The organism is Pseudomonas sp. GYB4201 (assembly GCF_056312595.1).
The window spans coordinates 18,226-32,017 of the sequence record NZ_JBWGIG010000029.1 but is presented as its reverse complement, the minus strand read 5'-3'; the positions used below and the strand labels follow the sequence as shown (position 1 = coordinate 32,017).

At 65.5% G+C, this 13,792-nt stretch carries 11 protein-coding genes and 1 pseudogene; 10 read left to right on the top strand and 2 right to left on the bottom strand.

What is annotated here, in order from left to right; translation table 11 throughout:
• Window positions 1-25 precede the first annotated feature (25 nt).
• On the top strand, window positions 26-1,126 hold the full coding sequence (gbcB, locus tag AC0Z2B_RS23505) for a glycine-betaine demethylase subunit GbcB (RefSeq protein WP_416427247.1): 1,101 nt from the start codon (window positions 26-28) through the stop codon (window positions 1,124-1,126).
• Window positions 1,127-1,237: 111 nt separating this feature from the next.
• Here gbcB and AC0Z2B_RS23500 read toward each other — a convergent pair whose 3' ends face one another.
• Complete coding sequence (locus AC0Z2B_RS23500; protein WP_476299821.1) at window positions 1,238-2,848, bottom strand: methyl-accepting chemotaxis protein; 1,611 nt, start codon at window positions 2,846-2,848, stop codon at window positions 1,238-1,240.
• Between the two features lie 300 nt (window positions 2,849-3,148).
• On the opposite strand from AC0Z2B_RS23500, the gene AC0Z2B_RS23495 reads away from it, so the two are divergent.
• The 4 genes and pseudogenes from AC0Z2B_RS23495 (at window position 3,149) to AC0Z2B_RS23480 (ending at window position 5,738) form a co-directional block, all read left to right on the top strand.
• Window positions 3,149-3,379, top strand: coding sequence for a hypothetical protein (locus AC0Z2B_RS23495; protein ID WP_416427246.1), 231 nt, complete (start codon window positions 3,149-3,151; stop codon window positions 3,377-3,379).
• A complete protein-coding gene (locus tag AC0Z2B_RS23490; protein WP_416427245.1) occupies window positions 3,376-3,678 on the top strand; it encodes a cell division protein ZapA in 303 nt (100 codons plus the stop codon). The genes AC0Z2B_RS23495 and AC0Z2B_RS23490 overlap by 4 nt, the downstream gene beginning before the upstream one ends.
• Window positions 3,679-3,803: 125 nt before the next feature.
• Window positions 3,804-4,874, top strand: a pseudogene (locus tag AC0Z2B_RS23485) (HAMP domain-containing protein); the annotation flags it as partial.
• 126 nt (window positions 4,875-5,000) lie between these two features.
• Window positions 5,001-5,738, top strand: a complete 738-nt coding sequence (locus tag AC0Z2B_RS23480) for a methyl-accepting chemotaxis protein (RefSeq protein WP_416427483.1) — start codon at window positions 5,001-5,003, stop codon at window positions 5,736-5,738.
• Between the two features lie 3 nt (window positions 5,739-5,741).
• Here the strand turns inward: AC0Z2B_RS23480 and AC0Z2B_RS23475 are convergent, their stop codons facing one another.
• Entirely contained in the window at window positions 5,742-6,779 is a 1,038-nt protein-coding gene (locus AC0Z2B_RS23475; protein WP_476299763.1) for a threonine aldolase family protein, read from the bottom strand.
• 329 nt (window positions 6,780-7,108) lie between these two features.
• Here AC0Z2B_RS23475 and glyA point away from each other — a divergent pair, with 329 nt between their 5' ends.
• The 5 genes from glyA to AC0Z2B_RS23450 all read left to right on the top strand — a co-directional run bounded on the left by glyA (window position 7,109) and on the right by AC0Z2B_RS23450 (window position 13,729).
• Complete coding sequence (glyA, locus tag AC0Z2B_RS23470) at window positions 7,109-8,362, top strand: serine hydroxymethyltransferase (RefSeq protein ID WP_476299762.1); 1,254 nt, start codon at window positions 7,109-7,111, stop codon at window positions 8,360-8,362.
• A gap of 16 nt (window positions 8,363-8,378) precedes the next feature.
• Window positions 8,379-9,629 (top strand): sarcosine oxidase subunit beta family protein, encoded by a 1,251-nt coding sequence (locus AC0Z2B_RS23465; RefSeq protein WP_476299760.1) that lies wholly within the window; start codon window positions 8,379-8,381, stop codon window positions 9,627-9,629.
• Window positions 9,630-9,647: 18 nt separating this feature from the next.
• Window positions 9,648-9,944, top strand: a complete 297-nt coding sequence (locus AC0Z2B_RS23460) for a sarcosine oxidase subunit delta (RefSeq protein ID WP_027980273.1) — start codon at window positions 9,648-9,650, stop codon at window positions 9,942-9,944.
• Window positions 9,941-12,958 carry a sarcosine oxidase subunit alpha gene (locus AC0Z2B_RS23455; protein ID WP_476299759.1) on the top strand — a complete coding sequence of 1,006 codons (3,018 nt, stop codon included), beginning with the start codon at window positions 9,941-9,943 and terminating at the stop codon, window positions 12,956-12,958. The genes AC0Z2B_RS23460 and AC0Z2B_RS23455 overlap by 4 nt, the downstream gene beginning before the upstream one ends.
• Before the next feature lie 138 nt (window positions 12,959-13,096).
• Window positions 13,097-13,729: a sarcosine oxidase subunit gamma gene (locus AC0Z2B_RS23450; protein ID WP_416427240.1), complete on the top strand. Its 633-nt coding sequence runs from the start codon at window positions 13,097-13,099 to the stop codon at window positions 13,727-13,729.
• The last annotated feature ends 63 nt before the right edge of the window (window positions 13,730-13,792 follow it).

Below are 13,792 nucleotides of genomic sequence, written 5' to 3'. Positions count from 1 at the left end.
CCGGCAGTCGGCCGTGGAGATGAGCATGTCGAACAGCTTCCTGAGCCCGGTAAATACCCAGACATGGGCCAATGGCCGCCATGTGGTCCGTTGCGTCAAGGTCATCCAGGAAACCTGGGACGTGCGCACCTTCTGTTTCATGGCCGACCAGCCCATCCTGTTCTTCTTCAAGCCGGGGCAGTTCGTGACATTGGAGCTGGAAATCGAAGGCCAGCCGGTGATGCGTTCCTACACCATCTCCAGCTCGCCGTCGGTACCCTACAGCTTCTCCATTACCATCAAGCGCGTGCCCGGCGGGCGTGTGTCCAACTGGCTGCACGACACCCTGCACGAAGGCCAGGAGCTGGCGGTGCACGGCCCGGTGGGGCTGTTCAACGCCATCGACTTCCCGGCGCCCAAGGTGCTGTACCTCAGCGGCGGCGTCGGCATTACCCCGGTGATGTCCATGGCTCGCTGGTTCTACGACACCAACGCCAACGTCGACATGGTCTTCGTGCACAGCGCCCGCTCGCCCAAGGACATCATTTACCACCGCGAGCTGGAACACATGGCGTCGCGCATCGACAACTTCAGCCTGCACATCATTTGCGAGAAGCACGGGCTGGGCGAGCCATGGGCAGGCTACCGCGGCTACCTGAACCACAAGCTGCTGGAGCTGATTGCCGCCGACTTCATGGAGCGCGAGATCTACTGCTGCGGCCCCACGCCGTACATGAACGCGGTGAAGCGCCTGCTGGAGGCGGCCGGCTACGACATGTCGCGCTACCACGAGGAGTCGTTCGGTGCCACGCCGCCCGAAGCCCGCGCCGACGCGGTGGAGAATGCCGAACAGGCCGCCGAGGCACCGGAGCCCGATGCCAGCGAACTGCACCAGGTGGAGTTCACCGCCGCCGGCAAGAGCATCCGCGTGGCCCCGGGGGAAACCGTGCACGCGGCGGCAGCCAAGCTCGGCCTGATGATTCCCAAGGCCTGCGGCATGGGCATCTGCGGCACCTGCAAGGTGATGAAGCTGGGCGGGGAAGTGGAGATGGAGCACAACGGCGGCATCACCGACGAAGACGTTGCCGATGGCTACATCCTGTCGTGCTGCAGCGTGCCGAAGGGAGATGTGCGGATCGAGTACTGATCCAACGCTGTAGCCGCTGCCGCCAGGCTGCGCTGGCCCTGATGAACACTGGAGATCTTCAGTGAGGCAGAGGGCCAGCGCAGCCTGACGGCAGCGGCTACGGTGTTTCTGTTACAGGCTGAAACGCGCCACCATGTTGTTCAGGTCCACCGCCAGGCGCGACAGCTCGGCGCTGGCCGCGGTGGTCTGGGTGGCGCCGGCGGCCGATTGCACCGACAGGTCGCGGATGTTCACCAGGTTGCGGTCCACTTCGCGGGCCACCTGGGCCTGCTCTTCCGCCGCGCTGGCGATCACCAGGTTGCGCTCGTTGATCTGCACGATGGCACCGTTGATGGTGTCCAGGGCCATGCCGGCGCCCTTGGCGATGTTCAGGGTCGACTCGGCGCGCTCGGTGCTGTTGCGCATCGAATTCACCGCCTGCTCGGTGCCGCCCTGGATGCTGCCGATCATGCGTTCGATCTCGGCGGTGGACTGCTGGGTGCGGTGCGCCAGGGCGCGAACTTCGTCGGCCACCACGGCGAAACCACGGCCGGCTTCACCGGCGCGGGCGGCTTCGATCGCGGCGTTCAGGGCCAGCAGGTTGGTCTGGTCCGCCAAGCCACGAATCACGTCCAGCACCTTGCCGATGTCGCGGGACTCGTCCGCCAGGTTGCCGATCAGGTCGGCGGTGCTCTGCACGTCGGCGCTCATGCGCTCGATGGCGCCCACGGTTTCCTGCACCAGGTCGCGGCCGTCGCTGGCCGAGCTGGTGGCGTCCTTGGAGGCTTCCGAGGTGCTGACGGCGTTGCGCGCCACTTCTTCCACGGCGCTGGTCATCTCGTTGACGGCGGTGGCGGCCTGCTCGATCTCGTGGTTCTGCTGGGTCAGGCCACGGGCGCTTTCGTCGGTGACGCTGTTCAGTTCCTCAGCGGCGGAGGCCAGCTGGGTGGCCGAGCCGGAGATGCGCTGCAGGGTGTCGCGCAGTTTGTCCTGCATCTTCTCCATGGCAATCAGCAGGCGGGCGGCTTCGTCGCGGCCTTCCACGTGGATCGGGCGGGTCAGGTTGCCTTCGGCGATCTGCTCGGCGGCGGCCAGGGCCTGGTCGATCGGCCCGACGATGCTGCGGGTCAGCAGCCAGGCGAACAGGAAGGTCAGCACGGCGGCGATGATCAGCAGCGTCACCACCAGGGTGAAGGCCGAGGAGTACTGGGCGGCCGCGGCGTTGTTCATGTCGGCGGTCTGCTGGGTGTTGATGGTCACCAGGTTGTCCAGGGCGGTGTTGACCCGGGCCGAGTTGTCCTGCAGGTCACCGTTGACCACCTTGCGCAGGGTGTCCAGGTCGTTGGCGGTGTTGGCCGCGCGCATGCGCATTTCCAACTCGTGGTATTCGCCCAGCGCGTCTTTCAGCTGGCCGTAGGCCGCACGCTCTTCAGGGCCGGCGATCAGTGGCTCGTAGGCGGCCTGGGCCTTGGCGATCAGCTGGTTGCGCGAGTCCAGCAGCTTGAGGGTGTCGGCCTGGGTCTGGGCGTCGCGGTTGGACAGCAGGCGGTAGGCCAGCACCCGCATGCGCAGGGTCATCTGGGTGATCTGGTCGAGGTTGGCGATGCTGGGCAGGGTGTTGCCCTCGATCTCTTCGCCGGCCTTGCGGATGTTACCCATCTGCACGAGGGCGAAGACGCCGAGGATGATCATCAGCGCGCCGATGAAGGCGAAGCCGGACAGCGCGCGGGGCGCGATATTCATGTTGCGTAGGGACATGGCGGGTTCCAGATGAGGGCGCGCGGTCCTTGCGACACAAACAGATTTGCCATGACTATCGGACGCTGGGCGCCAGTCTTTAGGGGCCATTTGTCGCAGGGATGGGCCCGGGCCGGAACCGAATGGGCATATGCCGGTCCATCAGGGTCTGTTTCGGGTTTGGCCCGGAGCTTGGCCATGGAAGGTCGCAACCGCGTATTTCATGGTCCCAAGCCTTATAAACCCTGGCCTGCGCGGCGACTTTTCTTTATCGTTACCGCCCTTTGAACCTGCCGAGAAATCATCATGCTGGAAACAACTCTGAGCCAACTGGAACAACTGGTCAGCGAACTGGTTGAACAGAACCGCGTCCTCACCGAAAACAACGCTCAAATCACCGCTCAACTGGCCCAGGCCAAGGAAGAGAACGAGTCCCTGCAACTGACCCTGATGGAGCAGGAAGAGAAGCAGACCTCCACTGTCTCGCGTATCCAGGCCCTGGTTCAGCGCGCTAGCGCTGGTGCCGTGAGCGCATGAGTACCGGCCAGGAGTCGATCAAGGTCGTGTCGATCCTGGGCAATGACTACTCGCTCAAGGCGCCGCCGGGTGAAGAGCAGAAACTGCTCGACGCCACTCGCCTGCTCAATGCGTCGTTGGCCGAGACCAAACGCAAGTACCCCTCCCTCATCGGCGACAAGTTGCTGGTGCTGGCGGCGCTGAACCTGTGCTCCAAGCAGCTGGAAATGCAGCAGCAGCACAGCGAGGCGCTCAACCGTTATCAAGAGCAAGTCAACGCCACGGTTGATGTGATCAAGAACACCATCAGCCACGGCTGAAGGTAAGCGCCCCGCCAGCGGCGGCGGGGCCTTTGCACTATTGTGTAACCGTTCGTCTGGGTAATGTATACAATCGGCACGGCTGTTGCAGTCTTGCCGATGTAGACATTCAGAGGGTTACACCCATGCAGTTGTGGCGCCGCAGTATTCAATGGCAATTGATCCTCAGCATGGGCACGGCCCTGCTGGTCAGCATCCTCATCGTGGTGGGTATCTACACCGCGGTGGTCAACCGCCTGGCCCAGACGTACCTGTTGGAAACAGCCTTGCCGGCCAGCATCGAGGCCATGCGCAACGACATCGAGCGCATCCTGGCCAAGCCACTGACCGCGGCCGACGACATCGCCAGCAACACCCTGGTGCAGCAATGGCTGGCGGAGGGCGAAAATAGTGCCCAATTGCCATCATTCACCCAGTACCTCGACGGCGTGCGTGGCCAGCACCAGGCGTTCACCGCGCTGATCGCCAGTGCCAGCAGCAACCACTACTACACCGAGAAGGGCCTGGACCGTACCCTCAGCCGCAACAACCCCCAGGACAGCTGGTTCTACCAGTTTCTCGACAGCGGCAAGCCGCGCACCCTCAATATCGATAACGACACCGCCACCGGCGCACCGACGCTGTTCATCGACCTACGCGTGCAGCAGGGAGGCAAGACCCTGGGCATCGCCGGCCTGGGCCTGAGCCTGGGCGAGTTGTCCGGGCTGATCCACAACTACAGCTTCGGCGAGCGCGGCAAGGTGTTCCTGGTGCGCAACGACGGCCTGATCCAGGTGCACCCCCAGGCCGACCTCAGCGGCAAGCGCCAACTGGCCGAACAGATCGGCCCCGACGCGGCCAAGGCCGTGCTAGGCCACAGCGGCCTGACCACCGGGCGCTTCCAACGTGACGGCGAAGCCTACCTGGCCCTGGCCTTGCCCCTGCGCGACCTGAACTGGAGCCTGGTGGCCGAAGTGCCGGAAGCCCAGATCTATGCCCAGGCGCGCCAGGCCCTGTGGCTGACCAGCCTGATCGGCCTGGCGGTGGCGCTGGTGTGCCTGCTGCTGGTGGTGCTGCTGGCGCGCGGGCTGGTGCGGCCGATTCGCCAGGTGACCGCCGCGCTGGTGGCCATCGGCAGTGGCGGCGGCGACCTGACCCACCGCCTGGACGATTCGCGTGCCGACGAACTGGGCGACCTGGCGCGCGGCTTCAACCGCTTCCTGGGCAGCCAGCGTGACCTGATCGCCGAAGTGCTGGCCACCAGCGAACGGCTGCGTGGCAGCGTTGGCCAAGTGGCGAAAGTGGTGGACAACACCGCCGATCGTGCCGGCCGCCAGAAGGAAATGACCGACATGGTGGCCACCGCCGTGCACGAGATGGGCCTCACCGTGCAGGAGATCGCCCGCAACGCCGGCAGCGCCGCCGAAGCCTCGCAGACCGCTCGCGATGAAGCCTTGCAGGCACGGGATATCGTCGGCCGCTCCATCGCCCACATCGAGGGCATGTCGGTGGAAATCGGCAGCGCCGCCGGCGCGGTCAGCGAACTGGCCGAGCAGGTGGGCTCCATCGATCAGGTGCTAGCGGTGATCCGCGGTATCTCCGAACAGACCAACCTGCTGGCGCTGAACGCAGCCATCGAGGCGGCGCGGGCAGGGGAGATGGGCCGTGGTTTCGCCGTGGTGGCCGATGAGGTACGCACCTTGGCGCAGCGCACCCAGGCCTCGACCGACGAAATCCAGAAGATGATCGGCCGCCTGAAGCAAGGCGCCGAGCACGCCGTGGCGTCCATGCACAGTGGCCAGGCGGCCACCGGGACCGGCGTGGCGTCGAGCCAGCGCACCGGCGAGTCGCTGACCGCCATCACCGGGCAGGTGGAGCGCATCAGCGACATGAACCACCAGGTGGCCACCGCCACCGAGGAGCAGACGGCGGTGACCGAGGAGATCAACCGCAACGTCCAGGGCATCTCCGACCTGGCACGGGCCACGGCCGGCGAGGTGCGCAGCGGCCGCGAAGAGTGCCAGGCCCTGAGCCGCCTGGCTGACGACCTGGCGCGGCAGATGGGCGGGTTCAAGCTGTGAGGATCAGCTCATCACCTGGCGAATATCCGCTGCCAGCTGCCGCACCCGCGCTTCTTCGGTGTCCCACGAACACATGAACCGCGCGCCGCCGCTGCCGATGAAGGTGTAGAAACGCCAGCCCTTGCCACGCAGGGCTTCCAGGGCTGGCTCGGACATTTGCAGGAACACCCCGTTGGCCTCCACCGGGAACATCAGTTCCACCCCTGGAATGTCCGCCACCAGCTGGCTCAGCAGCTGCGCGCAGTGGTTGGCGTGGCGGGCGTGGTTGAGCCAGGCGTCGTTTTCCAGCAGGCCCACCCAGGGCGCCGACAGGAAGCGCATCTTCGACGCCAGCTGGCCGGCCTGCTTGCAGCGGTAATCGAAATCCACCGCCAGTTCATGCTTGAAGAACAGGATGGCCTCGCCCACGGCCATGCCGTTCTTGGTGCCGCCGAAGCACAGCACGTCCACGCCCGATTTCCAGGTCAGTTCGGCCGGTGAACAACCCAGGGTGGCGCAGGCGTTGGCGAAGCGGGCGCCGTCCATGTGCAGGTTCAGGCCCAGTTCCTTGCAGGTGGCGCTGATGGCTTTCAGCTCATCGGGGCGGTACACGCTGCCCACTTCGGTGGCCTGGGTGAGGGTGACCACCCGTGGCTTGGGGTAGTGAATGTCCTGGCGCTTGAGCGCCACTTCGCGGATGGCGTCGGGGGTCAGCTTGCCGTTCTCGCTGCGGGCGGTGAGCAGCTTGGAGCCGTTGGAGAAGAACTCCGGCGCGCCGCATTCGTCGGTCTCGACGTGGGCGGTCTCCGAGCAGATGACGCTGTGGTAGCTCTGGCACAGCGACGACAGTGCCAGGGAGTTGGCGGCGGTGCCGTTGAAGGCGAAGAACACCTCGCAGTCGGTCTCGAACAGGCGGCGGAAGTGGTCGGCGGCGCGGGCGGTCCACTGGTCGTCGCCGTAGGCACGCTCGTGGCCGTGGTTGGCCTGTTCCATGGCCGCCCAGGCTTCGGGGCAGATGCCCGAATAGTTGTCACTGGCAAACTGCTGGCTTTGCTCGTTCATGGCCGGTTCCTTGTGATCGTCTAGCCGGTCACTGTAAACCACCGTCCACGCGGCGCCTATGGGGCACTTGTTACAACGCGCCAACCACCGTAGCCGCTGCCGCCAGGCTGCGCTGGCCCTGCGCCCCGCTGGAGATTTTCAGGGTTCACACCGTCCAGCGCAGCCTTCGGCAGCGGCTACATGGGCTGTATGTCGTTAACGCACCTTTGTGTGGCGCGCGCAGGCATCTGGCCTATAGGCGCCAGCCCTACCATCGCACTCAAAGGGGGCTGCCAGAAGGCCGTTCCCGACCAATACGACAGGCGCCGCGCCGCCGCTGGGAGATCGCGATGTTCAGCAAGCAAGACCAGATCCAGGGTTATGACGATGCACTGCTGGCGGCAATGAATGCCGAGGAACAGCGTCAGGAAGATCACATCGAGCTGATCGCCTCGGAAAACTACACCAGCAAGCGCGTGATGCAGGCCCAGGGCAGCGGTTTGACCAACAAGTACGCCGAAGGCTACCCGGGCAAGCGCTACTACGGTGGCTGCGAGCACGTGGACAAGGTCGAACAGCTGGCCATCGACCGCGCCAAGCAGCTGTTCGGTGCCGACTACGCCAACGTCCAGCCGCACTCGGGCAGCCAGGCCAACGCCGCGGTGTACCTGGCGCTGCTGGCGGCCGGTGACACCGTGCTGGGCATGAGCCTGGCCCACGGCGGCCACCTGACCCACGGCGCCAAGGTCAGCTTCAGCGGCAAGCTGTACAACGCCGTGCAGTACGGCATCGACACCGACACCGGCCTGATCGACTACGACGAAGTGGAACGCCTGGCCGTCGAACACCAGCCGAAAATGATCATCGCCGGCTTCTCGGCCTACTCCAAGACCCTGGACTTCCCGCGCTTCCGCGAGATCGCCGACAAGGTCGGTGCCTACCTGTTCGTCGACATGGCCCACGTGGCTGGCCTGGTCGCCGCCGGCCTGTACCCCAACCCGCTGCCTTACGCCGACGTGGTCACCACCACCACCCACAAGACCCTGCGCGGCCCGCGTGGCGGCCTGATCCTGGCACGTGCCAACGAAGCCCTGGAGAAGAAACTCAACGCCGCGGTGTTCCCCGGCGGCCAGGGCGGCCCGCTGATGCACGTCATCGCCGCCAAGGCCGTGTGCTTCAAGGAAGCCCTGGAGCCAGGCTTCAAGGCCTACCAGCAACAAGTGATCGACAACGCCCAGGCCATGGCCGGCGTGTTCGTCGACCGCGGTTACGACGTGGTCTCCGGCGGCACCGACAACCACCTGTTCCTGGTCAGCCTGATTCGCCAGGGCCTGACCGGCAAGGACGCCGACGCCGCCCTGGGCCGCGCGCACATCACCGTCAACAAGAACGCCGTACCCAATGACCCACAGTCGCCGTTCGTGACTTCGGGCCTGCGCATCGGCACCCCGGCTGTCACCAGCCGTGGCTTCAAGGTGGCCCAGTGCACCGCGCTGGCTGGCTGGATCTGCGACATCCTCGACAACCTGGGCGACGCCGACGTGGAAGCCGATGTGGCCAAGAACGTCGCCGCCCTGTGCGCTGACTTCCCGGTTTACCGCTGAGCTGGAGTAGAACCCTATGCAACGTTATTCGGGCTTCGGCCTTCTCAAACACTCCCTCAGCCACCACGAGAACTGGCAGCGCATGTGGCGCACGCCAACGCCTAAAAAGGTCTACGACGTGGTTATCGTCGGCGGCGGCGGGCACGGCCTGGCCACGGCCTACTACCTGGCCAAGGAACACGGCATCACCAACGTCGCGGTGGTGGAGAAGGGCTGGCTGGGCGGCGGCAACACCGCCCGCAACACCACCATCGTGCGCTCCAACTACCTGTGGGACGAATCGGCCCACCTGTACGAACACGCCATGAAGCTGTGGGAAGGCCTGTCCCGGGACCTCAACTACAACGTCATGTTCAGCCAGCGCGGCGTCTACAACCTGTGCCACACCCTGCAGGACATGCGTGACTCCGAGCGCCGCGTCAGCGCCAACCGCCTCAACGGCGTGGACGGCGAACTGCTGAACGGCAAGCAGGTGGCCGACGAGATTCCGTACCTGGACTGCTCGAAGAACACCCGCTACCCGATCATCGGCGCCACCGTGCAACGCCGCGGCGGCGTGGCCCGTCACGACGCCGTGGCCTGGGGCTTCGCCCGGGCCGCCGACGCCCTGGGCGTGGACCTGATCCAGCAGACCGAAGTGATCGGCTTCCGCAAGGAAAACGGCGTGTGCATTGGCGTGGAGACCAACAAGGGCTTCATCGGCGCCAAGCGCGTCGGCGTGGTGACCGCCGGTAACTCCGGGCACATGGCCAAGCTGGCCGGGTTCCGCCTGCCAGTGGAATCCCACCCGTTGCAGGCCCTGGTGTCGGAGCCGATCAAGCCCATCATCGACAGCGTGATCATGTCCAACGCCGTGCACGGCTACATCAGCCAGTCCGACAAGGGCGACCTGGTGATCGGCGCCGGCATCGATGGCTGGGTCGGCTACGGCCAGCGCGGCTCGTACCCGGTGATCGAGCACACCATCCAGGCCATCGTCGAGATGTTCCCGGTGCTGTCGCGCGTGCGCATGAACCGTCAGTGGGGCGGCATCGTCGACACCACCCCGGACGCCTGCCCGATCATCTCCAAGACCCCGGTGCCGAACATGTTCTTCAACTGCGGTTGGGGCACCGGCGGCTTCAAGGCCACCCCCGGCTCGGGCAACGTCTTTGCCGCCAGCCTGGCCAAGGGCGAGATGCACCCGCTGGCCAAGCCATTTTCCATCGAGCGTTTCCACAACGGCGCGCTGATCGACGAACACGGCGCTGCCGCGGTCGCCCACTAATTACAGGAGAAGTCCTTCATGTTGCATATCTTCTGTCCTCATTGCGGCGAACTGCGCTCCGAAGAAGAGTTCCACAGCTCCGGCCAGGCCCACATCCCGCGCCCGCTGGACCCCGGCGCCTGCACCGACGAGCAGTGGGGCGACTACATGTTCTTCCGCGACAACCCCCGTGGCCTGCACCACGAACTGTGGATTCACGCCGCCGGCTGCCGCCAGTACTTCAACGCCACCCGCGACACGGTGACGTACGAGATTCTCGAAACCTATCCGATCGGCACCAAGCCCCAGTTCACGGCCGCGGGAGATAAAGCATGAGCCAGGTCAATCGCCTGTCCAGCGGCGGTCGCATCGATCGCAGCAAGAAAATCACCTTCACCTTCAACGGCCAGAGCTACACCGGCTATGAAGGCGACACCCTGGCCGCCGCCTTGCTGGCCAACGGCGTCGACATCGTCGGCCGCAGCTTCAAGTACTCGCGCCCTCGCGGCATCATCGCCGCCGGTACCGAAGAGCCGAACGCCATCCTGCAGATCGGTGCCACCGAAGCCACCCAGATTCCCAACGTACGCGCCACCCAACAGGCGCTGTACCAGGGCCTGGTGGCCACCAGCACCAACGGCTGGCCGAACGTCAACAACGACATGATGGGCATCCTCGGCAAGGTCGGCGGCAAGCTGATGCCGCCGGGCTTCTACTACAAGACCTTCATGTACCCGCAGTCCTTCTGGATGACCTACGAGAAGTACATCCGCAAGGCTGCCGGTCTGGGCCGCTCGCCGACCGAAAACGACCCGGACACCTACGACAACTTCAACCAGCACTGCGACGTGCTGATCGTCGGCGCCGGCCCTGCTGGCCTGGCCGCTGCCCTGGCAGCCGCGCGCAGCGGGGCCCGCGTTATTCTCGCCGATGAGCAGGAAGAGTTCGGCGGCAGCCTGCTCGACACCCGCGAGAGCCTGGACGGCAAGCCCGCCGCCGAGTGGGTGGTGCAGGTGGTCAACGAGCTCAAGGGCCTGGCCAACGTCACCCTGCTGCCGCGTGCCACCGTCAACGGCTACCACGACCACAACTTCCTGACCATTCACGAACGCCTGACCGACCACCTGGGCGACCGCGCCCCGATCGGCCAGGTGCGCCAGCGCATCCACCGTGTGCGCGCCAAGCGTGTGGTGCTGGCCGCCGGCGCCCATGAGCGTCCGCTGGTGTATGGCAACAACGACGTGCCGGGCAACATGCTCGCCGGTGCCATCTCCACCTACGTGCGCCGCTACGGCGTGGCACCGGGCAAGAAGCTGGTGCTGTCCACCAACAACGACTACGCCTACCGCGTGGCCCTGGACTGGTTCGACGCCGGCCTGCAAGTGGTGGCCGTGGCCGATGCCCGCCATAACCCGCGCGGTGCCCTGGTGGAAGAGGCACGTGCCAAGGGCATTCGCATCCTCACCTCCAGCGCCGTGATCGAATCGCGTGGCAGCAAGCACGTGACCGCTGCCCGTGTCGCCGCCATCGACGTCAAGGGCCACAAAGTCACCAGCCCCGGCGAATGGCTGGAGTGCGACCTGATCGGCAGCTCCGGCGGCTACAGCCCGGTGGTGCACCTGGCCTCGCACCTGGGCGGCAAGCCGGTGTGGCGTGAAGACATCCTCGCCTTCGTGCCCGGCGATGCCCCGCAGAAACGCGTGTGCGTGGGCGGCATCAATGGTGTGTTCAACCTGGCCGACGCGCTGTCGGACGGCTTCGAAGGTGGCGCCCGTGCGGCGGCCGAAGCGGGCTTCAAGATTGTCGAAGGCACCGTGCCGAAGGCCTTGAACCGCCAGGAAGAACCGACCGTGGCGCTGTTCCAGGTGCCCCACGACAAGCCGACTGCCCGGGCGCCGAAGCAATTCGTCGACCAGCAGAACGACGTCACCGCCGCCGCCATCGAACTGGCGACCCGCGAAGGCTTCGAGTCGGTGGAACACGTTAAACGCTACACCGCGTTGGGCTTCGGCACCGACCAGGGCAAGCTGGGCAACATCAACGGCCTGGCCATTGCGGCCCGCAGCCGTGGCATCTCGATCACCGAGATGGGCACCACCATGTTCCGCCCCAACTACACGCCGATCACCTTCGGTGCCATCGCCGGGCGTCACTGCGGCCACCTGTTCGAACCGGTGCGCTTCACTGCCCTGCATGCCTGGCACGTGAAGAATGGCGCGGAATTCGAAGACGTCGGCCAGTGGAAGCGCCCTTGGTACTTCCCGCAACGCGGCGAAAACATGCACTCCGCCGTGGCCCGCGAATGCAAGGCCGTGCGTGACAGCGTGGGCCTGCTGGACGCCTCCACCCTGGGCAAGATCGATATCCAGGGCCCGGACGCCCGCGAGTTCCTCAACCGCATCTACACCAACGCCTGGACCAAACTGGACGTGGGCAAGGCCCGCTACGGCCTGATGTGCAAGGAAGACGGCATGGTGTTCGACGACGGCGTGACCGCCTGCCTCGCCGACAACCACTTCCTGATGACCACCACCACCGGCGGCGCCGCCCGCGTGCTGCAGTGGCTGGAGATCTACCAGCAGACCGAATGGCCGGACCTGAAGGTGTACTTCACCTCGGTCACCGACCACTGGGCCACCCTGACCCTGTCGGGCCCCAACAGCCGCAAGCTGCTGAGCCACGTCACCGACATCGACCTGGACAAGGACGCCTTCCCGTTCATGACCTGGAAGGAAGGCAAGGTCGGCGGTGTGCCGGCGCGGGTGTTCCGTATCTCGTTCACCGGCGAGCTGTCGTACGAAGTCAACATCCAGGCCGACTACGCCATGGGCGTGCTGCAACAGATCGTCGAGGCCGGCAAGCAGTACAACCTGACCCCGTACGGCACCGAGACCATGCACGTGCTGCGCGCCGAGAAGGGCTTCATCATCGTTGGCCAGGACACCGACGGTTCCATGACCCCGGACGACCTGAACATGGGCTGGTGCGTAGGCCGCACCAAGCCGTTCTCGTGGATCGGCTGGCGTGGCATGAACCGCGAAGACTGCGTGCGCGACCAGCGCAAGCAGCTGGTGGGCCTGCGCCCCGTGGACCCGAACAAGGTGCTGCCCGAAGGCGCCCAGCTGGTGTTCGACACCAAGCAGGCCATCCCCATGAGCATGGTCGGTCACGTGACCTCCAGCTACATGAGCTCCACCATGGGCCATTCGTTTGCCCTGGCGGTGGTCAAGGGCGGCCTCAAGCGCATGGGCGAGAAGGTCTACGCCCCGCTGGTGGACGGCAGCTTCGTGGAAGCCGAAATCTGCAGCTCGGTGTTCTTCGACCCCAAAGGCGAACAACAGAACGTTTGATATCGACTGTAGCCGCTGCCGTCAGGCTGCGCTGGCCCGTATTCCAACCCAGGAGTCGCGGGTGTATGCGAAGGCCAGCGCAGCCTCTGGCAGCGGCTACGGGTGTGTCAGCTCACTGAATTTTTGACAGGTGTCCCCATGACCACAGTCAACGTATACGAACAACGCCCTGCCTCGGGTGCCAAGGTCGAGTCGCCGCTGCATCACGCCGGCCTCGACAAGCTGGTGGGCAAGGGCCGCAAGAACGCCGGCGTGAAGCTGCGCGACAAGAAACTGCTGGGCCACCTGACCCTGCGTGGCAACGGCCACGATCAGGCCTTCGCCGGTGGCGTGTTCAAGGCCCTGGGCCTGGAGCTGCCGGGTGCCCTGGCCATGGTTGCCAGCGGCGATACTTCGCTGCAATGGCTGGGCCCGGATGAATGGCTGCTGGTAGTGCCGGCTGGCGAAGAAGTGGCCACCGAGAACCGCCTGCGTGAAGCGCTGGATGGCCAGCACATCGCCGTGGTCAACGTCAGCGGCGGCCAGAGCCTGCTGGAGCTGAGCGGCCCCAAGGTGCGTGAAGTGCTGATGAAGTCCACCAGCTACGACGTGCACCCCGACAACTTCCCGGTGGGCAAGGCCGTGGGCACGGTGTTCGCCAAGTCGCAACTGGTGATTCGTCGCCCCAGCGAAGACGTCTGGGAGCTGGTGGTGCGCCGCAGCTTCTCCGACTACTGGTGGCTGTGGCTGCAGGATGCGTCGGCCGAGTATGGCCTTGAGATTGTTGGCTGAGCCCTGACGCGGCCTGCGGCCGCGGCGGGACACCGAACAGAGCGCGCGCGCCCCGGGCGCGCG

Bases quoted from the DNA above. Each gene is read 5' to 3' on its own strand.
- gbcB (WP_416427247.1), top strand. From the start codon at position 26: ATGTCGAACAGCTTCCTGAGCCCGGTAAATACCCAGACATGGGCCAAT.
- AC0Z2B_RS23500 (WP_476299821.1), bottom strand. From the start codon at position 2,848: ATGAATATCGCGCCCCGCGCGCTGTCCGGCTTCGCCTTCATCGGCGCG.
- AC0Z2B_RS23495 (WP_416427246.1), top strand. From the start codon at position 3,149: ATGCTGGAAACAACTCTGAGCCAACTGGAACAACTGGTCAGCGAACTG.
- AC0Z2B_RS23490 (WP_416427245.1), top strand. From the start codon at position 3,376: ATGAGTACCGGCCAGGAGTCGATCAAGGTCGTGTCGATCCTGGGCAAT.
- AC0Z2B_RS23480 (WP_416427483.1), top strand. From the start codon at position 5,001: ATGACCGACATGGTGGCCACCGCCGTGCACGAGATGGGCCTCACCGTG.
- AC0Z2B_RS23475 (WP_476299763.1), bottom strand. From the start codon at position 6,779: ATGAACGAGCAAAGCCAGCAGTTTGCCAGTGACAACTATTCGGGCATC.
- glyA (WP_476299762.1), top strand. From the start codon at position 7,109: ATGTTCAGCAAGCAAGACCAGATCCAGGGTTATGACGATGCACTGCTG.
- AC0Z2B_RS23465 (WP_476299760.1), top strand. From the start codon at position 8,379: ATGCAACGTTATTCGGGCTTCGGCCTTCTCAAACACTCCCTCAGCCAC.
- AC0Z2B_RS23460 (WP_027980273.1), top strand. From the start codon at position 9,648: ATGTTGCATATCTTCTGTCCTCATTGCGGCGAACTGCGCTCCGAAGAA.
- AC0Z2B_RS23455 (WP_476299759.1), top strand. From the start codon at position 9,941: ATGAGCCAGGTCAATCGCCTGTCCAGCGGCGGTCGCATCGATCGCAGC.
- AC0Z2B_RS23450 (WP_416427240.1), top strand. From the start codon at position 13,097: ATGACCACAGTCAACGTATACGAACAACGCCCTGCCTCGGGTGCCAAG.